This is a genomic window from Candidatus Streptomyces philanthi, assembly GCF_059553635.1.
The window spans coordinates 1-17,755 of record NZ_JCANQV010000014.1 but is presented as its reverse complement, the minus strand read 5'-3'; the positions used below and the strand labels follow the sequence as shown (position 1 = coordinate 17,755).

The 17,755-nt window shown below is 73.6% G+C and carries 17 protein-coding genes, 3 tRNA genes and 1 pseudogene; 11 read left to right on the top strand and 10 right to left on the bottom strand.

Annotated features, from left to right (window positions below):
• The first annotated feature begins 76 nt into the window (after positions 1 to 76).
• A complete protein-coding gene (locus tag AC51EU_RS03855) occupies positions 77 to 508 on the top strand; it encodes a hypothetical protein (RefSeq protein WP_496265192.1) in 432 nt (143 codons plus the stop codon).
• A 134-nt stretch (positions 509 to 642) separates the two neighbouring features.
• On the opposite strand, the gene AC51EU_RS03850 is transcribed toward AC51EU_RS03855, so the two are convergent.
• A tRNA-Lys gene (locus AC51EU_RS03850) sits at positions 643 to 716 on the bottom strand.
• 619 nt (positions 717 to 1,335) lie between these two features.
• Here AC51EU_RS03850 and AC51EU_RS03845 point away from each other — a divergent pair.
• The 3 genes from AC51EU_RS03845 to AC51EU_RS03835 all read left to right on the top strand — a co-directional run bounded on the left by AC51EU_RS03845 (position 1,336) and on the right by AC51EU_RS03835 (position 3,681).
• Entirely contained in the window at positions 1,336 to 1,752 is a 417-nt protein-coding gene (locus AC51EU_RS03845; RefSeq protein ID WP_496265191.1) for an SsgA family sporulation/cell division regulator, read from the top strand.
• A complete protein-coding gene (locus AC51EU_RS03840; RefSeq protein WP_496265190.1) occupies positions 1,752 to 2,942 on the top strand; it encodes a hypothetical protein in 1,191 nt (396 codons plus the stop codon). The genes AC51EU_RS03845 and AC51EU_RS03840 overlap by 1 nt, the downstream gene beginning before the upstream one ends.
• Positions 2,943 to 3,087: 145 nt before the next feature.
• Positions 3,088 to 3,681 carry a lytic polysaccharide monooxygenase auxiliary activity family 9 protein gene (locus tag AC51EU_RS03835; protein ID WP_496265189.1) on the top strand — a complete coding sequence of 198 codons (594 nt, stop codon included), beginning with the start codon at positions 3,088 to 3,090 and terminating at the stop codon, positions 3,679 to 3,681.
• Between the two features lie 162 nt (positions 3,682 to 3,843).
• On the opposite strand, the gene AC51EU_RS03830 is transcribed toward AC51EU_RS03835, so the two are convergent.
• Together AC51EU_RS03830 and AC51EU_RS03825 are read right to left on the bottom strand one after the other, a co-directional pair.
• Positions 3,844 to 3,917: transfer RNA gene (locus AC51EU_RS03830), tRNA-Lys, on the bottom strand.
• A gap of 132 nt (positions 3,918 to 4,049) precedes the next feature.
• Positions 4,050 to 4,808, bottom strand: coding sequence for an IclR family transcriptional regulator (locus AC51EU_RS03825; RefSeq protein WP_496265188.1), 759 nt, complete (start codon positions 4,806 to 4,808; stop codon positions 4,050 to 4,052).
• 517 nt (positions 4,809 to 5,325) lie between these two features.
• On the opposite strand from AC51EU_RS03825, the gene AC51EU_RS03820 reads away from it, so the two are divergent.
• On the top strand, positions 5,326 to 5,826 hold the full coding sequence (locus tag AC51EU_RS03820) for a DUF3830 family protein (RefSeq protein WP_496265187.1): 501 nt from the start codon (positions 5,326 to 5,328) through the stop codon (positions 5,824 to 5,826).
• Here the strand turns inward: AC51EU_RS03820 and AC51EU_RS03815 are convergent.
• Positions 5,807 to 7,243: an amidase gene (locus AC51EU_RS03815; RefSeq protein ID WP_496265186.1), complete on the bottom strand. Its 1,437-nt coding sequence runs from the start codon at positions 7,241 to 7,243 to the stop codon at positions 5,807 to 5,809. The genes AC51EU_RS03820 and AC51EU_RS03815 overlap by 20 nt on opposite strands.
• Positions 7,244 to 7,484: 241 nt before the next feature.
• The gene (locus AC51EU_RS03810; RefSeq protein WP_496265185.1) at positions 7,485 to 8,450 is read right to left on the bottom strand and encodes a D-2-hydroxyacid dehydrogenase; all 966 of its coding nucleotides are present in this window, start codon (positions 8,448 to 8,450) and stop codon (positions 7,485 to 7,487) included.
• Between the two features lie 209 nt (positions 8,451 to 8,659).
• Here AC51EU_RS03810 and AC51EU_RS03805 point away from each other — a divergent pair, with 209 nt between their 5' ends.
• The 3 genes from AC51EU_RS03805 (at position 8,660) to AC51EU_RS03795 (ending at position 11,529) form a co-directional block, all read left to right on the top strand.
• Positions 8,660 to 9,535, top strand: coding sequence for a maleate cis-trans isomerase family protein (locus AC51EU_RS03805; RefSeq protein ID WP_496265184.1), 876 nt, complete (start codon positions 8,660 to 8,662; stop codon positions 9,533 to 9,535).
• A 62-nt stretch (positions 9,536 to 9,597) separates the two neighbouring features.
• Positions 9,598 to 10,326, top strand: a complete 729-nt coding sequence (locus AC51EU_RS03800) for a maleate cis-trans isomerase family protein (protein ID WP_496265183.1) — start codon at positions 9,598 to 9,600, stop codon at positions 10,324 to 10,326.
• An 87-nt stretch (positions 10,327 to 10,413) separates the two neighbouring features.
• On the top strand, positions 10,414 to 11,529 hold the full coding sequence (locus AC51EU_RS03795; RefSeq protein WP_496265182.1) for an LLM class flavin-dependent oxidoreductase: 1,116 nt from the start codon (positions 10,414 to 10,416) through the stop codon (positions 11,527 to 11,529).
• Between the two features lie 56 nt (positions 11,530 to 11,585).
• Here AC51EU_RS03795 and AC51EU_RS03790 read toward each other — a convergent pair whose 3' ends face one another.
• Positions 11,586 to 13,463: a putative bifunctional diguanylate cyclase/phosphodiesterase gene (locus AC51EU_RS03790; RefSeq protein WP_496265181.1), complete on the bottom strand. Its 1,878-nt coding sequence runs from the start codon at positions 13,461 to 13,463 to the stop codon at positions 11,586 to 11,588.
• Positions 13,464 to 13,752: 289 nt separating this feature from the next.
• On the opposite strand from AC51EU_RS03790, the gene AC51EU_RS03785 reads away from it, so the two are divergent.
• On the top strand, positions 13,753 to 14,997 hold the full coding sequence (locus AC51EU_RS03785) for a M6 family metalloprotease domain-containing protein (RefSeq protein ID WP_496265180.1): 1,245 nt from the start codon (positions 13,753 to 13,755) through the stop codon (positions 14,995 to 14,997).
• 48 nt (positions 14,998 to 15,045) lie between these two features.
• Here the strand turns inward: AC51EU_RS03785 and AC51EU_RS03780 are convergent.
• The 3 genes from AC51EU_RS03780 to AC51EU_RS03770 form a co-directional block, all read right to left on the bottom strand.
• A tRNA-Lys gene (locus tag AC51EU_RS03780) sits at positions 15,046 to 15,119 on the bottom strand.
• A gap of 56 nt (positions 15,120 to 15,175) precedes the next feature.
• Positions 15,176 to 15,826, bottom strand: a complete 651-nt coding sequence (locus tag AC51EU_RS03775) for a bifunctional DNA primase/polymerase (RefSeq protein WP_496265179.1) — start codon at positions 15,824 to 15,826, stop codon at positions 15,176 to 15,178.
• A 165-nt stretch (positions 15,827 to 15,991) separates the two neighbouring features.
• Complete coding sequence (locus AC51EU_RS03770; protein ID WP_496265178.1) at positions 15,992 to 16,375, bottom strand: DUF8844 domain-containing protein; 384 nt, start codon at positions 16,373 to 16,375, stop codon at positions 15,992 to 15,994.
• 201 nt (positions 16,376 to 16,576) lie between these two features.
• Between AC51EU_RS03770 and AC51EU_RS03765 the strand changes: the two genes are divergently transcribed.
• The gene (locus AC51EU_RS03765) at positions 16,577 to 16,735 is read left to right on the top strand and encodes a DUF6879 family protein (protein WP_496265177.1); all 159 of its coding nucleotides are present in this window, start codon (positions 16,577 to 16,579) and stop codon (positions 16,733 to 16,735) included.
• Entirely contained in the window at positions 16,663 to 17,355 is a 693-nt protein-coding gene (locus AC51EU_RS03760; protein ID WP_496265176.1) for a DUF5753 domain-containing protein, read from the top strand. Before AC51EU_RS03765 ends, AC51EU_RS03760 begins: the two co-directional genes overlap by 73 nt.
• Before the next feature lie 52 nt (positions 17,356 to 17,407).
• On the opposite strand, the pseudogene AC51EU_RS03755 reads toward AC51EU_RS03760, so the two are convergent.
• Positions 17,408 to 17,755, bottom strand: a pseudogene (locus tag AC51EU_RS03755) (helicase); the annotation flags it as partial.

The window sequence follows — 17,755 nt, the reverse complement described above, 5'->3', positions numbered from 1 at the left end:
GCCCCACGCCGCACAGGAGCGGGCCGCCGATCCCGCGACACCTCACACGGCAGGCACCTGGGGCTCCGTCCCCGTCATGGCACGAGTCACCGCGCAGGGCTGGGACGCCGGCCCCGTGACGCCTCACGCGACAGGCAAGGGCGCCGCCCCCGCGTCAGCCCGTTCGGCATGGGCCCGCATCGCCTACCGGCAGGCCCCCGCCACTCCGACCGTGCCGGGCTTCGCGATCCCTCTCCCGGATCTCGCTTTCGCGCCGCGCACCGTCGTGCCTCCCGCCCCCGCCTTCCGCCCGTACCCGGTGTCGGCGCCCCGGGCCGTGCCGGCGGGGCCGCACGACGACCCGGCGTCCGGGGGGTCGGACGGGGCCCTGAACGATGAGGCGGTCGGTGGTACCGCCGCCGTCGGGCTGGTGCTCGTCGGCGGTGCGCTCCTGGTGATCGCCGGGCAGCTGCTCCGGTTGCGGTGGCGGATACGTCGCGGACGCCAGGACGGCGCCCAAGAACGCTGACGGGCCCGCCGGGCCACCGCCCTCCACGCCCGGCGCGTACAGCCGCGCCACCAACCGCCCCGGCCGACGAAAACGCCGGCCCGCAAACACCACGAACGAGGCCCCCCGCAATGGCGAGGGGCCTCGATGCAACGTGCGCCGCCAGGGACTCGAACCCCGGACCCGCTGATTAAGAGTCAGCTGCTCTAACCAACTGAGCTAGCGGCGCCTGCTGACAGAGATAACTTTACACGAACATCGGAGGTGCTCCCGACCACCGGACGGACGTCCGCACCGTACCCGGGGGTGTGGCGTGGGTCACGGGTGCTCCGGGGTCCTGTGTCCCCGCGTTCCCCTACCGCACAAGGACCCCTCTCGTCTCAGGGCGAAAGGCCCCTCATCTCAGGACCTTTGCCTTCACTCCTGTCCGAATTGGTCTGTGAAGATCGAGTTCATGGCCCTAGTGCATCAGTTGCCCCGTCAGCGTGCGGTATCTCCTGACGGTTGAGAGGCTGAGTCGAGCCCAGGCGGGAGAAGAGGATCGGAACGGACTGGGAGGCGAGGGGAATGCGGGTGCCGGTGACTGCCGACGCGTCCGCCGTGGCGCGCGTTCCGCGCCCGCCACGTCCGTGCCGCCCTGCCCCGCGTGCCGCCTCCCGTGTCCCGCGTCCCGTCTCTCCCGGGAAGGGTGCCACGGAACGCGTCCTCCCGTCCGTGCGGACGCGGGCGGCGATGTCATTCGTCACTCCTCCCGCCTCTTCCGCAACCCCATCCTCCCTGGCCACGTCTGGTAAGGCGTGTGCCCCGGATACGGGTCCGCCCCTTCCTCGGAAAGGTTGATCGTCGTGGTGTCGACTGCCAAGCGCACCCTTGAGATGCGACTCCTCCTCGGCCGGGACGACGCACTTCCGGTGTCCGGACGGTTCAGCTACCGCAGCGACCGCCCGTACGAGGTCGATGTCGCCTTCCTCAGCCGTGGCCGCACGGTCTCGACCTGGGTCTTCGCCCGCGATCTGCTGCTGGGCGGACTGCACACGGAGACGGGGCAGGGAGTTGTACGGGTCTGGCCGGTACGCAATGCCGACGGGCGGCGCCGGGTGCACCTCGAACTGCTCACCGACGACGGCCTCTGCGAGTTGTCGGTACGCAGGGCGGACCTGGCCGCCTGGCTGGAACAGACGACGGCGATCGTGGCGCCCGGGAACGAGGGCCGCCACCTGGATATGGACACCCACCTGGCACGGCTGTTCGCGGGGAAGTGCTGATGACGACCATGACCACGACCACCACCGCACAGGGCGCGTACGACGTCGGCCTCGCCGGGCCCGTCGGACCCCCGGTGCCCCGCCGGGCCCCGGAGGCGTCCGCGCCCGGCGACACCGCGGCCCCCGTGGACCTCACCGACGGCGGTCACACCCCGCACGACCCCAGGGAGCACGGTTTCCTCCCCGAGCGCCCGCCGGTCCGCACCATGATCGGCACCTGGGCGCGGCTGGACGCCCTGGCCCGCTCGGTGGCCGTCTCCGGGGGGCGCGAGGAATCCCTCGCCCTCGTCGGGCGTGCCCGCAGGGCGGGTGAGCTGGCCGCGCTGCGGCAGCGGGTCTCCCGGCTGTCGCCGCGCAACGCGGAGGCCGCCGCGATGCGGGTGGCCATGGTCGCCGTGGCCTGCGGCTGGGGCGGGCTCGACCCGCAGGCGCCGGCCGCCCGCGAGAGCGCCGACGAGGCGTTCCTCGACCTGTGGGCCGCCCTCGCCCACCGCATCGACCACGACCAGTTCGTCGCCCTGCCCACCCTCGCGCTCCACAACTGGGCCCCCGAGCGCAAACCGCGCCGCCACATACCCATAGACCAGCTCGCCCGCACCGAGCAGCTCGTCCCGATCGTCCGCTGGTCGCCCGAGGGGCAGCCGCTGTGCCGTCTGGACCGGCTGATGCTGGCCGTGACCCGGCTGGAGGCACACGGCATCTGGCTCTTCCGGCTCGCCGAGACGCTGGCCGGCCGGGCCCCCGACGACTGCTCCACCCCGACCGCCCTGCGCCGGCTGGTCCGCATCCAGCACGCGCTGCGCGCCCAGCTCCACTACGAGACGGCGTCGCTGGCCGACGCCCCGGCCACCGAGCAGCAGAGCGGCGTCCTGGCCGCGCTCGCCGAACAGGGCGCCCTGGAGCCGCCCGTCCTCCAGGCCGCGGACGCGGTCCTCGGGATCGGCGGCCGGCGGGTGGGGGAGGGGCGCAGGCAGTTGCTGCGCCGCCATCTGCCGGCGCAGCACCGCGCATGGCTGAGCGCGATGGACCGGCACTGCGCCCCGGTCCGTACGCTGGCGCACCGAGGCGGCCCGGACGCCGCCGTCTACCGGGAGGCGCAGGAGTCGCTGATCGCCCTGCGCCGTACGTACGCCACGCTGGTCAACACCGCCGCCCGCACCAGTACGGGGACGTTGCGCAGCGCCGCCTGAGGGGCGGGGCGGGTCGTTCCGGAGCCCGGCGCTCCGTTGTTATTGGTCTGGACATGGCGAGTTCATCTCGCCTAGTCTGCGGATTGGTCTGGACCGCACACCGCCGGCTCATGGAACATCCCCCCACTCCTCCAGGAGCGTCAGCATGCGCAAGAGGATCAGTGCCGCCGTGATCGGACTCGGTCTCCTCGGCACCTCCGTACTGGCCACGGGCAGCGCGTCCAGCCATGGCTACAGCGACGCGCCCCCCAGCCGCCAGGCGCTCTGCGCCAACGGCACCGCCAAGGACTGCGGCGCCATCCAGTACGAGCCGCAGAGCGTCGAGGGCCCCAAGGGCTTCCCCGCCGCCGGCCCGGCCGACGGCAAGATCTGCTCCGGCGGCAACGAGGGCTTCGCCCCGCTGGACGACCCGCGCGGCGGCAAGTGGCCCGCCACCAAGCTCTCCGCCGGCCAGGGCTACACCTTCACCTGGCGCCTGACCGCACGCCACGCCACCACGGACTTCCGGTACTTCATCACCAAGGACGGCTACGACCCGAGCAAGCCGCTCACCCGGGCCGACCTGGAGCCGGAGCCGTTCATGACCGTGCCGATGGGCGGTGTCCGCCCCGGCGAGACCGTGCAGCACCAGGGCACCGTGCCCACGCAGAAGTCCGGCCACCACATCATCCTCGGCGTCTGGGACATCGCCGACACGGGCAACGCGTTCTACGCCTGCTCGGACGTCGACATCTCCTGACGGCCGCGTGCCCGGGGCGTTCCGGCCGCGCGCCGGACCGTGCCCCCGGGCCGTGAGCCCCGTCGGGGCCTTCCCGTCACCCCACGTCCCCCGGGGAGGCCCCGACCTCCACGCATGCCGAAGGGGCCGTTCCTGGAATTCCAGGAACGGCCCCTTCACAGGTGCGCCGCCAGGGACTCGAACCCCGGACCCGCTGATTAAGAGTCAGCTGCTCTAACCAACTGAGCTAGCGGCGCGCGCTGACAAAAGAAATACTACCCGGTCTCCGGGGGTGCTCCCGACCACCTTGGTGATCACCCCGCCGGCCGCCCCCGCGGCACGGCCGTCCGGGGCGGGATTCCCGGCCCGCCGGGGCCCGGGGAACCGCTTCAGATCGCCAGCGACAGCAGTACCGGCGCCGCCCTGCGGTTGAGCGCGTCCGCGGCCTGCCGCAGGCGGTGCGCGTGCTCCAGCGGCATCGACAGGGCGAGGCAGCCCACCGTCGCGCCCGCCGTGATCGGCACCGCGGCGCAGACCGTGCCGACGGCGTACTCCTGGAGATCGAGGACGGGGACCGTCGGCGGCTGGCTGTCGAGCTTGTGGAGCAGCACCTTCTCGTTGGTGATCGTCCGCGAGGTGAGACGGGCGGTCTTGTGGCGCGCGAGATGGTCCTTGCGGCTGTCGTGGTCCAGCTGGGCGAGCAGGCACTTGCCGACCGCGCTGGCGTGCGCGGTGCGGTGGAACTCGGCCCACTCGTTGACCTTCGGGGCCCGCGGTCCGTCCGCATAGTGGAGGATCTTGACCTCGCCGTCGATGTAGCGGCTGATGTACACCGCGGCGCCGACCGAGTCGCGCAGCTCGTCGAGGGTGATCTGGAGCTTGTCCCGCAGGGCCTGGTCGCGGTCGCCGCCCGTGCCCAGCAGGAGCAGCGCCTCGCCGACGACGTACGCGCCGTCGGCGGCCCGCCGCACATAGCTCTCGTGCAGCAGCATCGCCAGCATCGGGCCGAGGAGCTCGGCGGGCAGGCCGGTCGTACGGGCGATCTGCGCATCGGTCACCCCGTCGGCGTGACCGGCGATCACTTCGAGCACGCGAAGGGCGTACTGCACCGAATGGAACGGCGCGGTCGGCTCGGGCTTCAGCGCCACGGTGTCCCCCAGCAGGTTGTTACCGCTTGCGTCGGGCCGCTGTCGGGGGAGCGTACGGCGGTGTCGCCGGATGCTCCCGTGCGGCGGGCCCTACCACGATAGCGGCCAACGGCCCGTGAGGAAGGGGGTCTTGACCGAAAAGTGCGGTGCGTCGGGCTTCTGTCCAGCGAAGCAGTGTTCCGGCATGTGCCCCCGGCACGTTCCCAGGTCCCGGTGGCGGGGTGCCGGAGGGGCGTGCGCGGGCGCACATGAGCGGGCCGAGGCATGCGCCGGAGCGCACGGTCACCGGGGGCGCATGCGCCGGTACGCCCATGTGCCGGACCCTTTCCGCCCCGTCCCGCCGAGTTGCGCCGGACCCGGCGGCGACACCCCGTCGCGGGGTGTGGCGGGCGCCCGGCTTGCCCGCTTACGGTGGGGGTGCCGGATGTGCAACTCCTGGACTGCCGTGGCCGGTTGATTCCGTTCCGCGCGGAGGGCACGCGGGCACCGGCCCGGCAGCGGACCGGAAGGAGGCCGAATGGCCGACCGTTTCATCGAGGTGTCCCTGGACAAGCGGGGCGTGCGCTGCACCGCCCGGCTGCTCGACGACCGCGCCCCCCTCACCTGCGACGCCGTCTGGAACGCCCTGCCCCTCGGCGGTGACGTCTACCACGCCAAGTACGCCCGCAACGAGATCTACGCCCTCGTCCCCGCGTTCGCCCCCCAGGAGCCGCCGCTGGAGAACCCCACGATCACCCCCATCCCCGGCGACCTGTGCTACTTCACCTTCAGCGACACCGAGCTGGGCACCGCGTCCTACGGCTACGCGCAGGACGCCGACCACCGCGGCCGCGCCACCGTCGTCGACCTCGCGCTCTTCTACGAGCGCAACAACCTCCTCATCAACGGTGACGCGGGCTGGGTGCCGGGCATCGTCTGGGGCTCCGTCACCGACGGCCTCGACCGCATGGCCGACGCCTGCCAGGACCTGTGGCGGGCCGGCGCCCTCGGCGAAACCCTCAGCTTCCGCCGGGCCTAGGCACCCCCGCCGCCCCCGCCTCGTAGAGCGCGTGCGCGGCGCGCAGGACCAGCGCGTCCGCGTGCCGCGCGCCGATCAGCTGGACCCCGATCGGCAGTCCGCCGCCGTCCAGCCCGCAGGGCACCGTCGCGGCGGGCTGCTGCGTCATGTTGAACGGATAGGTGAACGGGGTCCAGCCCGTCCACCGGGTGTGCCCGGACCCGGCCGGGAACTCGGCGCCCGCCTCGAACGCGGTGATCGGCTCGGTCGGGGCGACCAGCAGGTCGTAGGTGTCGTGGAAGCGTCCCATCGTCTTGCCCAGCGCGGCCCGGACGTCCACCGCCGCCAGGTAGTCCGCCGCGGTGAAGCCGGCGCCTTTCTCGCCGATCTCCCGCAGGCCCGGGTCGAGCAGGTCCCGCGCCTCCTCCCGGACGTGCCCCACCAGCCGGGCCGCGCCGCTGAACCACAGGGTGTGGAACGCCTCCACCGGGTCCTCGAACCCCGGATCGGTCTCCTCGACGCGGGCGCCCAGCGCCTCCAGCGTGGCGGCCGCCGAGCGGACCGCCGCCGCGATGTCCGGCGCGACCGGTACGCCCAGGCCGAGCGCCGGGCTGTACGCGACCCGCAACCCGGCCACCGGCGCGTCCAGCGCCTCGCGGAAGGAGCCGGCGGGCGGGGGCAGCTGGGTCCAGTCGCGGGAGTCCGGTCCGCAGATCACGTCCATCATCAGCGCCGCGTCCGCCACGTCCCGCGTCATCGGCCCGACGTGCGACAGCGTCCCGAACGGGTTCGCCGGGTACAGCGGCACCCGCCCGTACGTCGGCTTGAACCCGAAGATCCCGCAGAACGACGCCGGGATGCGGACCGAGCCGCCGCCGTCCGTCCCCAGGCTCAGCGGGCCCGCGCCCAGCGCCACCGCCGCCGCGCTGCCCCCGCTGGAGCCGCCCGCGGTGCGCGACGGGTCGTACGGGTTGCCCGTCACCCCGTGCCGCGGGCTGTCGGTGACGCCCTTCCAGCCGAACTCCGGAGTCGTCGTCCGGCCGACGAACACCGCGCCGGACTCCCGCAGCCGGGCGACCGCCGGGGCGTCCTCGTCCCAGGTCCCGTCCTCCTCGCGGACGGCCAGGGAGCCGCGCAGCGTCGGCGCGCCCTTGGCCAGGAGCAGGTCCTTGACCGTCACCGGCACCCCGTCCACCGGGCCGGCCGGCTGCCCCGCCCGCCAGCGCCGCCCGGACTCCTCGGCCTCCGCCAGGGCCTGCTCGGCATCGATCCGGACGAACGCGTTGACGGCCTCCTGGGCCCGCCCGGCCCGCTCCAGCACCTCCCGGACGGCCTCGACGGGCGAGAACTCACCGGCCGCGTACCCGGCGGTGAGGGCAGCGGCGGTCAGATCGGCGAGCCGGGTCGGGGTGCCCTTCGCGGTGGTCGGTTCGGTCATCGCGTCCTCCAAACGAGTGGCCGCCCCGGGCGCCCGGGACGGCGGGCCGGTACGGGTGCGCGGGCACGGCCGCGTCCGGGCGCCCGTGTCCCGCCGGGCCGGGCACCGCGGCGGCGGACGGATCGGGTCCCCGCCGTGCGAGGGACCGCTCCGGTGCGCCGATCACCGTTCCGTTCCCGGCCCGCCGCCCCCGTATGCGACCACCGCACCCGCGCGGCGCAATCCGCGCCCGGCCCGCGGCTCAGTCCACCGGGACGTACCCGAGCCGCTTGTCGACGACGTTGCGCAGCGGGCGCCCGGCCTCCCACGCGTCGAAGTTGTCCTGGAACTGCTCGGCCAGCGCGTCCCGCCAGCCCACCGTGTCCCCGCTCATGTGCGGGGAGACGATCAGGCGCGGCACGTCCCACAGCGCGCTGTCCGGCGCCAGCGGCTCCGCGACGAACACATCGAGCGCCGCCCCCGCGATCTCCTCCGCGCGCAGCGCCGCGGCCAGCGCCGTCTCGTCGACCAGCGGCCCGCGCCCGACGTTGACGAAGCAGGCCCGCGACGGCATCCGGGCGAACGCCTCCCGCCCGAAGAGGCCGCGGGTCTCCTCGGTCAGCGGCGCCGCGCACACCACCCAATCGGCCTCTTCCAGCAGCGTGTTCAGCGCCCCGGAGGCGTGCACGGTGCCGAACCGGGGATCGCCGGTCCGCTCCCGGCGGCCCACCAGGTCGACCGCGACACCCAGTGCCATCAGGGTCGTCCCGGCGGCCCGTCCGATGGGCCCGGAGCCGACGACCACGGCGCGGGTGCCGGCCACCCGCCGAGTCTCGCGGTGCCGCCAGCGCCGCTGCCGCTGCCACTCCCAACTCCCGTGGAAGTCCTTGGCCATGGCGAGAACCAGCCCCGCCACGTACTCGGCGATCGGCTGCTCGAAGATCCCCCGGGCGTTGGTCACCACCGTGTCGTCGGCCACCAGAGCCGGGCACAGCAGCCGGTCGACGCCGGCGCTCGCGGTGTGCACCCAGCGCGGCCGCGGCCCGCTCGCGGGCCATGCCCTCCGGATCGCGTCGGAGGTGAAGTCCCAGGCCAACAGCACATCGGCGGTGGGGAGTCGGTCGGCGAGGGTGTTCTCGTCGGCGTGCACCACCCGGGCGCGTCCGGCGAGGCGGTCCAGCTTCGGTGGCGGGTCGGCGCCCAGGACGAGGACGGTGCGGTGCGGCATGGTCCCCCAACCGTGGTGGAGCGGGTGCCCCGTACGGGAAGGGAGGGGCTCCCGGGAATGTCTGAGATGCGAGGATTGACCACGCTAAGAAGTCGTATCTACGGTGTCAACAACGGCTTTGTTCCGACGCCCCGGCATCCGCCGGCCGCACAGAAAACGCCGGGCTCCGCCCCGGCCCATCCTTGCCCTTCGTTCTCCCAGGGGCCTTCATGGACGTCTCTTCCTTTGTCGGTGGCCCCCGGCCCCAGCTCGGTGTGGGCGTCGTCGCCCCGTTCGACTTCGCACTCGACCGCGAGCTGTGGCGCTGGGTACCGGACGACGTGTCCCTGCACCTCACCCGCACCCCGTTCGTCCCGGTCGAGGTCAGCCTTGGCCTGGCCCGGCTGGTCAGCGAGCACGAGACGCTGCGCTCCGCCGTCCGGGCGCTGCGCGCGGTCTCACCGCAGGTCATCTCGTACGCCTGTACCTCCGGCAGTTTCGTCGCCGGACTCGCGGGCGAACGCGCGATGACCGACGCGATGACCCGGGCCGGCGACGTGCCCTGTCTGACCACCTCGGGCGCGCTCATCGAGGCGCTGCGCGAGATCGGCGCCGGGCGCATCGCCGTCGTGACCCCGTACACCCGATCGGTCACCGACGCCCTGGAGGACTTCCTCGCCGAGGCGGACGTCACGGTCACCGGCCGCGCCTATCTCGGCCTGACCCGGCACATCTGGCGGACCGGCTACCGCGAGGTCGTCGACATGGCCCGTACGGCCGTGGTCGGCGACGCCGAGGCCCTCTTCATCAGCTGCACCAACCTGCCGACCTACGACGTCATCCCGCAGCTGGAGGCCGAGCTGAGGATGCCGGTGCTGTCCGCCAATCAGGTGACGATGTGGGCCGCGCTGCGCGCCATCGGCGCCGCCGCGGTAGGCCCGTACCAGGCACTGCTCGACCCGGTGGCCCGCCGGGGCCCGGCCGCGATGACCGGCACCGGCTCGTCCGAGGCCGCCTTCGCGGGGCCGCCGCTGCCACCCGAACCGGAGACCGACGACCTGCCGGGCCGCCCGCCCGACGAACCGGGGACCCCGCCACCGGTGTAGCGCCCCAGGACCGCCCCGCCCGGGGACGCGCGCCCCGGGCACCCGCCCCGAAGGAGACCCACATGGCGACCACGGTCGGCTTCCTCTACCCCGGCCACTCCGCCGAGGACGACTACCCGCGCCTCGCCGCCCTGCTCGGCGCCGGGGTGCGGCTGCCGCTCGTCCACACCGACATCGGCGAGGACGCCCACCGGGTCGACGCGCTGCTGGAGATGGGGTCGGCCGCCCGTCTCGCCGCGGGCGTCGCCGCGCTGCGGGAACAGGGCGCCGAGGCCGTCGTGTGGGCCTGTACGAGCGCCAGCTTCGTCTTCGGGCGGGACGGCGCCCGCGAGCAGGTCCGCGAGCTGTCGGCGGCCGCCGGGCTGCCCGCCTCCAGTACGTCCTTCGCCTTCGAGCACGCCGTCCGGGCGCTGGGCGTGCGGCGCGTCGCGCTCGCCGCCACCTACCCGGACGATGTCGCCGACCGCTTCCGCGCCTTCCTCAAGGCCGCGGGCGCCGAGGTCGTCTCCACCCGCGCCAGCGGCATCGTCACCGCGGCGGAGGTCGGCACCTGGGGCCGCGCCGAGGTGCTGGCGCTGGCCGAGGCCGGTGACCACCCGGACGCCGAGGCGGTCCTGCTGCCGGACACCGCCCTGCACACCGCGCGGTGGCTGCCGGACCTCGAAGCCGCACGGGGCAAACCGGTCCTCACCGCCAATCAGGTGACCGTCTGGGAGGGCCTGCGCCTCCTGGACCTCCCCCTCTCCCGCCCCGCCCTCGGCACACTCTTCACCAGGGCCGCACGGCCGTAGCGGGCCCCGCGCCGCCCGCCGGGAATAAACCGGAGATCTTCTCCGGTTGCTCCTCCGGCAGACCAGCGACGCGAGGAGGACTGGCACGTGAGCGGCAACGACGAGACCCGCGGCACCACCGGCGACGGCATCCGCGGCCCGGCCCGCGGCACCGCACCCGTACCGCTGTCCGTCCTCGACCTGGTGACGGTCGGGGCGGGCGGCACCGCGGGCGACGCCGTCCGTACCTCCGTCGGCATCGCCCGGACGGCCGAACGCCGCGGCTACCACCGCTACTGGGTCGCCGAGCACCACTCCATGCCCGGCGTCGCCTCCTCCTCACCCGCGGTGCTCCTCGCGCACCTCGCCGCCCACACCGATACCATCCGCCTCGGTTCCGGCGGCGTCATGCTGCCCAACCACGCGCCCCTGGTGATCGCCGAACAGTTCGGCACCCTGGAGGCGATGGCCCCCGGCCGCGTCGACCTCGGCCTCGGCCGGGCCCCCGGCACCGACGGCGCCACCGCGGCCGCCCTGCGCCGCACCGAACGGCTCCACGAGGGGGCCGAGGACTTCCCGCAGCAGCTCTCCGAGCTGACCCGCTTCCTCGACGACGACTTCCCCGACGGCCACCCCTACGCCCGCGTCCACGCCGTACCGGGCCCGGTCCAGGCCACCGCGCCCGGCGGGGTGCAGTCCCCGCACCGCCCGCCCCTGTGGCTGCTGGGCTCCTCCGGCTTCAGCGCGCGTCTCGCCGGCTCCCTCGGCCTGCCGTTCGCCTTCGCCCACCACTTCTCGGCCGCGAACACCCTGCCCGCGCTGGACCTCTACCGCTCCTCCTTCCGCCCCTCCGCGGTCCTGGACGCCCCCTACGCGCTGATCGGCGTCGCCGCCCTCGCCGCCGAGGAGGACCGCGAGGCCCGCCGCCAGGTCCGCAGCGGCGCCCTCGCCATGCTCCGGCTGCGCACCGGCCGCCCCGGACTCGTCCCCACCCCGGAGGAGGCCGAGACCTACGCCTATGCCCCGCACGAGCGGGAGTTCGCGGACAGCTGGACGGCCAACGTGATCCACGGCACCCCCGACGCCGTACGCCAGGGCCTGGACGACCTCGCCCGACGCACCGGCGCCGACGAGCTGATGATCACCGCCAACGCCCACTCCGGCACCGCCCGCCTGCGCAGCTACGAACTGATCGCCGACGCCTACGGGCTTCCGGGTGCCTGACGGGCCCAGGGCCTGTGGCGGAGGCCCCGCCCACGACGGGATCTCCGCCACAGGCCCTACCCGCCGCTCCGTTCCGCGTCCAGCAGGGCCGTGACCTGCTCCGGCGCCAGCGGCCGGGAGTAGAGCCAGCCCTGCCCGGTGTCGCAGCCGATCCGCCGCAGCCGCTCGGCCTGCTCCGCGCTCTCCACGCACTCCGCGGTGACGGTGAGCCCGAGCCGGTGCGCCAGCGAGACCAGCGCCTCCACGATCGTCTCGTCCGCCGGGTTGGGGTGTTCCCGCGAGCGGAAGCCGCGGACGAACGATCCGTCGAGCTTGAGGACGGACACCGGGAGGCGGCTGAGGTAGGCGAGGTTGGAGTAGCCGGTCCCGAAGTCGTCGATGGCGATCCGTACGCCCATGTCGCTGAGCGCCTGGAGCGCCTGGAGCGGCCGGCCGGCCGAGCCCATCACCGCGGACTCGGTCAGCTCCAGCTGGAGCATCCGCGGCTCCAGCTCCGTCTCGGCGAGGATGCCCGCCACGTCCGCCACCAGATCGGAGTCCCACACCTGGCGTACGGCCACGTTGACGCTGACGAACAGGGGCTGTTCGCCGGGCCTGGCCAGCTGCCACGCGCGGGCCTGGCGGCAGGCGCGGGCCAGCACCCAGCGGCCCAGTTCGACGATCGCGCCGTTCTCCTCTGCCAGGGCGATGAACCGATTCGGCGCGAGGGTTCCGAACTGCGGGTGCTGCCATCGCACCAGCGCCTCCACGCCCTGCGCCCGCCCGTCCCCGAGATTGACCAGCGGCTGGTACTCCAACGTGAACTCACCGCGGTCCACGGCCGGACGCAGGGTGCTGGAGAGCGCCTGCCGGGTCATCCGGTGCGCGTTGCGCTCCGGGTCGAACAGCGTCCAGCGGGCCTTGCCGTCCTCCTTGGCCCAGTACAGCGTGGTGTCGGCGGCCTGCATCAGCCCCGTCGCCGTGGTGCCGGACGCGGTGCGCTCGATGACACCGATGCTCGCCGACACAGACAGCCGCTGCCCGGCCAGGTCGAACGGCCGCTCCAGCGCCTCCAGCAGCGCCTGGGCCAGCGAGGCGAGCTGCTCGGTGCCGGTGGACGACTCCACCAGGACCGCGAACTCGTCCCCCCCGAGCCGGGCCACCAGCGGCCCCGCGCGGCCCGCGCCGCTGTCCACCACGGTCTCCGCACAGTGCGTCAGCCGTTGCGCCACCGCGCTCAGCAGCCGGTCGCCGATGCGGTGCCCGAGGGTGTCGTTGACCGCCTTGAAGCCGTCGAGGTCGAGGTAGCACAGGCCGATGCGCCCGGTGCCCGGCTCCGTGGCGGACGCCTCCAGCGCGGCCGCCAGCCGTTCGAAGAACAGGGCGCGGTTGGGGAGCAGGGTGACCGGGTCGTGCATCTGGAGGTGCCGCAGCCGCTTCAGCAGATGACGCTGGTCGCTGATGTCCGCGACGGTCAGCAGCAGCCGCTCCGTACCGGCCAGCGGCTCGACGGTCACCTCCACATGGAGGATGTGCCCCTCGGGGTGCTTGAGGCGGCGGGTGCAGCGCAACCGGGGGCGGCGGCCGCACAGCACCTCCCGGTACTCCGCCCGCACCCGGGGGTCGGAGCCGAGGTCGGCGAGGTCGGCGGCGGTGGTGGCGGCGAGCCGTTCCGGGCCGGTGCCGAGCAGCTCGCCGAGGGCGGGGTTGGCGCTGCGGACGCGGCCGTCGGGGTCGAGGACGGCCATCGGCAGGCGGGCGGCGTGGAAGGCGGCGCCGTAGTCGCCGGGAGCGGCGGCCGGGCCGCCGCGGGGGAGGGGACGGCCGTCGGCCGGAGCGTCGGCACGGGCCCGGGATTCCTTGGTCGTACCCTCACGCTCCGTTACCGACGGAAGCGTTGCTCCGGGCGTGCGGCCCGTACCGTCGGGGTGTCCGCTCACTGCTCGCTCCCGCATGGCGCGTGTCTCGTGATGGGGGGATCTCGCGGTGGAAAGTGTGGCGATCATAGAGGCTGCTGCGGCGGCCGATCCAGCGACGTTGCCGTGATCATCGGCACGCGTGACGGAACTTCGGCCATTTCTGCCCGGCTCTGTTCGCACCTATTACTCGGATGCCCAATCGTGACTGTCCGTTACGGCGAAGTGGAGGTGAAGCGATCACTCGTCCGGCTCTCGCAGCAGGACGAACAGCGGTAAATCACCCCAGGGTGGGTGAGGGGTTCCGATTCCCTCCCTGGAGGTCGATGTGCCGCGCGAGCAGACACCCGACGGGGTGGAGCACCGGACTCTGCGGCGCGTCGCCGCGGTCGCCACCTCCCTCAGCGCCCTGATCGCCACCTCCATCGTGGCCGGGCCCGCCACCGCCTCCGAGGCCACCCTCTCCTGCGCCCTCGGCCGCACCGACGCCCACCACTCCGAGGGCGTCGACGGCTGGAACACCGGCTACCCGCGCCCCGACCACCCCCTCGACGCGGTGATGATCTACCTGTCCTTCCCGGACGCGAAGCCCGCCCTCCCCGTCAAGGACCTCGGCAAGGACTACTTCCCCGCCACCTCCCGCTTCTTCGACCGCGCCTCCTACGGCAGATTCCGGCTCCGCCCGCACATCCACCGCGCCTGGATCCGGATGCCCCGCCCCTCCACCAGCTACGGGATACGTCGCGACTGGTCGCCCGAGCACCGCTCGGCCTATCTGCACGACGCCGTCGCCGCCGCCGACCCCACGATCGACTTCAGCCGCTACGACATCGTCTACTTCGTCGCCGACCCCCACGCGCCCGGCGTCGACTCCGACGCCACCAAGGTCGTCAACCTCGACCGCCCGATGCGGGCCGACGACACCGACCTGCGCCGCTTCGTCACCGTCTTCGAGCAGAACCCGCCCGACCGCAATGTCCTCGCCCACGAGACCGGCCATGTCTTTGACCTGCCGGACCTCTACCACCGGCCGGAGAACGGCAAGGGCGACTGGGACACCCACGTCGGCGACTGGGACCTCATGGGCAGCCAGTTCGGCCTCGCCCCCGACCCGTTCGCCTGGCACAAATGGCGGCTCGGCTGGCTCACCGACCACCAGGTCGACTGCGCCGTACCGGCCCGCGGCACCACCCTGCACTCGCTGCGCCCGCTGTCGGCCCCCATGGAACCCGGCGACGCGCGCCGGCCGCGGCTGCTGGCCGTCCGCACCGGCCGGGACAGCGTGCTCGCCATGGAGATCCGCACCCGCACCGGCAACGACCGCTCCGCGTGCAAGGAAGGGCTGCTCGTCTACCGCGTCAGCAGCGCCACCCCGTCCGGCTCCGGCCCGGTCCAGGTCCTCGGCGGGCACCCGGGCGGCTCCGCCTGCCGCGGTACCTCCGTCCACCCGCCGCTCGCGGACGCGCCCCTCGGCGTGGGGGAGAGCATGGACGACGCCCAGGACGGTGTACGCGTCCAGGTCCTGGCCCGCACCGTCGGCGGCAACTGGACGATCAAGATCGGCCCCGCCTGACCGGACGCGACGAAGGCCCCCACCGTAGTGAGGGCCTTCGTCTGTCGGTGCGCCGCCAGGGACTCGAACCCCGGACCCGCTGATTAAGAGTCAGCTGCTCTAACCAACTGAGCTAGCGGCGCCTGCTGACGGAGAAAACATTAGCACCCGGACCGGGGAGCACAAAAATCGCGCCTGATCAGGGCACGGACAGCACACCGACCGGACGGTCGCACGCCGCCCCGCCGCCGGCCCCGGACCCCTGCGAAGCGGCCTCCGCCGCCGCGTCCCGCAGATCACGGGCGGCCCGGATGCACGCCCACAGCAGGACGTCCGGCCCCGGCAGCCACGGCACCCGTACGCCCGGCGCCACCAGCCAGCGCGCGGCGGCCGGAGCGGGCTCCGTCCCGTCGTCCCCGTAGGCGGCCACCACCGGCCGCAGCGGCGGGACGGTCACCGCGTCCCCGGCGCCGTGGCACAGCAGCGGCGGCACCGCACGCCCCCACTCCTCCCAGGCCAGCAGCGCGGGCAGCCGCTGCGCGGTCCCGGGCGCGGTGAACAGGAGGATGCGGCCCCGGTGCGCCGCCACCGGCCCCGAGCCCGGACCGTCGGTCCATAAGCGGTCCACCATGCGGCGGCCGAACAGCGCCGGAGCGTTGATCACGTCGAAGACCACGCCGCACGGCAGCACGCTCGGGGTGAACGGGTACTCCGCCCACCGGGTGTGCACCTGATGCGGATGAGGACTGGCGGAGGCGAGCCAGTCGGCACCGGCCGACGTGACGTACGAGGCGGCCGGGAACACGGGGGAGAGGGGGACACGGGCGGTGTCGGACAGCCAGTCGCTCATGACACCGGTCTACCGAGGCCCGCCCCGGCACCGCTGCGGAATGGCGGAAACCCGGACACTACGGGCCGGTAAGGAGTATCTTCCCTCCCCGCATATGCCAACGACCCATGGTCGTGCCATGGGCCGCCGGCGACGGACGCGGGGCCCGCCCCCTCCCGCCCAGGATCAGTCCGTACCGCCGGACGCGGACGACCCCTCGCGCATCAGGGCCCGGCCGAACTCGATCATCTTGCGCGCGTAGTCCTCCGACCACTCCGCCCGCTCGGCCAGCGCCGCCTCCGTCAGCCGGTCGAAGCGCCCCGGGTCGGCCAGCTGCGCCGCCGCCACCGCCTGGAACTCCGTCGCCCGGTCGGCCGCCGCCCGGAAGGCCAGCGCCAGCTCCGTGGCGCGCGCCAGCAGCTCACGCGGGTCCTCGATCGACTCCAGCCCGAAGAAGTGCTCGGGGTCGGCCGCCGCCTCGGGCGGCTCGAACAGCAGCGCCGCGGGCCTCAGACGCCGGGACGCGGCCGCGGCGCCGCGCGGATCGGGAGCCGGCTGCGGCTCGGACATGGACGTACCTCCAGAATCGTGTGCCGCATTCCATTGTCCCGCCCCGTGCAAGGGGGCCCGCACAGGGGCCCACCGGCGCGTCCGGCCCCCGCCCGTCTCGGCCCCCACCGCCGTATTGACGATGTCTCCGTAGCTCAAAGATGCCGGTGCAAGCCCGAGCAAGTGCCTGGACCAGGGAGTCTGCCATGGCCGTAGAGTTCGTTGGGATCGACCCCGACACCGGCCGGGACCATCCGGTGGGAGCACTACGTCACCCATGCCAACGTCACGGCGGGGGAACAAGTCCGATGGCTGCCCCGGCGGCAGGCCACCACCCTTGCCCTGCCGGGAAACGACTTCTGGACCAGGCCCCCGACCTGATCGCGGCCAGCAGGCAGTCGGCCGAGGCGCATGTGGAGTGGAGGCGGCTTCAGCGCACCGGTCTCCGGCGCCTGCAGGAGAGCGTCGGCGACCTGTACCAACAAACCAGAACTTTCCGCGTCTACGTATCCGATGTGATCCCTGGCTTCCTTCAAACGGCGGGGTACGCCTCCGCTCTGCTGTCCTCCCTCGCGGGTTTCCGAGGCGCACCGGACGACGTGAGCGAGGCGGTGGCAGCCCGGATGCGGCGGAACAAGGTGCTGGGCGAGGGCGGGCGCCGGTTCTCCTTCGTGCTGGAGGAGTCGGTGTTGCGATACCGGCTGTGCAGCGCCGAAACCATGGCGGCGCAGCTCGGCCACCTGCTGGGAGCCATGGACTTTCACAACGTCGCCGTGGGCATCGTCCCGTTCGCGGAACAACGGGCCGTGTGGCCCATGCCGACCTTCACGATCTTCGATGACCGAAGGGTGCACGCGGACACCCCCGACGCCGCGTCCACGCTCACGCGGCCCAGCCAGGTCGAGCTGTACTCCCGTGCCTTTGACCGTCTCTCGCGGCAGGCCGCAAGGGGAGCGGCGGCCCGCGCGCTCATCGCGGACGCGGTGGCATCTCTGGGCTGACCAGCGGCGACCGGACATCACGACGCCTACGGCTACCGCTCGCCGTCGCCGCTCACGGCCGCCAGGCCACCCGGTGTTCCGCGAGGTGTGACAGGACGGCGTGGTTGGCCTCCCAGCCGTCCGGGAACTTGACGGTGACGCCCAGTGGGACCGGGTCCGTCGAGGGGTGTTCGTCCAGGAGGTCGGCGACGCCGGCGCGGCACACCACGACGCATGCCTGGCGGTGGCGGGAGGTGAGGACGCACAGGCGGCCGGTCTCCAGGTGGAAGGCCGTGGCGTCCGGGCGGCCGGAGAGGGGGTGCAGTACGACCGTCACGTCGAACTCGCGGCCCTGGAGACGGTTGGCGGTGTCGACCGTCACGCCCGTGACGCCCAGTTCGGCCAGGGCGGCGCGGACCGC

Excerpts from the sequence above, each read along its gene's own strand:
- AC51EU_RS03855 (WP_496265192.1), top strand. The coding sequence starts at position 77 with ATGGCACGAGTCACCGCGCAGGGCTGGGACGCCGGCCCCGTGACGCCT.
- AC51EU_RS03840 (WP_496265190.1), top strand. The coding sequence starts at position 1,752 with ATGACGACCATGACCACGACCACCACCGCACAGGGCGCGTACGACGTC.
- AC51EU_RS03835 (WP_496265189.1), top strand. The coding sequence starts at position 3,088 with ATGCGCAAGAGGATCAGTGCCGCCGTGATCGGACTCGGTCTCCTCGGC.
- AC51EU_RS03820 (WP_496265187.1), top strand. The coding sequence starts at position 5,326 with ATGGCCGACCGTTTCATCGAGGTGTCCCTGGACAAGCGGGGCGTGCGC.
- AC51EU_RS03815 (WP_496265186.1), bottom strand. The coding sequence starts at position 7,243 with ATGACCGAACCGACCACCGCGAAGGGCACCCCGACCCGGCTCGCCGAT.
- AC51EU_RS03810 (WP_496265185.1), bottom strand. The coding sequence starts at position 8,450 with ATGCCGCACCGCACCGTCCTCGTCCTGGGCGCCGACCCGCCACCGAAG.
- AC51EU_RS03805 (WP_496265184.1), top strand. The coding sequence starts at position 8,660 with ATGGACGTCTCTTCCTTTGTCGGTGGCCCCCGGCCCCAGCTCGGTGTG.
- AC51EU_RS03800 (WP_496265183.1), top strand. The coding sequence starts at position 9,598 with ATGGCGACCACGGTCGGCTTCCTCTACCCCGGCCACTCCGCCGAGGAC.
- AC51EU_RS03790 (WP_496265181.1), bottom strand. The coding sequence starts at position 13,463 with ATGCGGGAGCGAGCAGTGAGCGGACACCCCGACGGTACGGGCCGCACG.
- AC51EU_RS03775 (WP_496265179.1), bottom strand. The coding sequence starts at position 15,826 with ATGAGCGACTGGCTGTCCGACACCGCCCGTGTCCCCCTCTCCCCCGTG.
- AC51EU_RS03770 (WP_496265178.1), bottom strand. The coding sequence starts at position 16,375 with ATGTCCGAGCCGCAGCCGGCTCCCGATCCGCGCGGCGCCGCGGCCGCG.
- AC51EU_RS03760 (WP_496265176.1), top strand. The coding sequence starts at position 16,663 with ATGGCTGCCCCGGCGGCAGGCCACCACCCTTGCCCTGCCGGGAAACGA.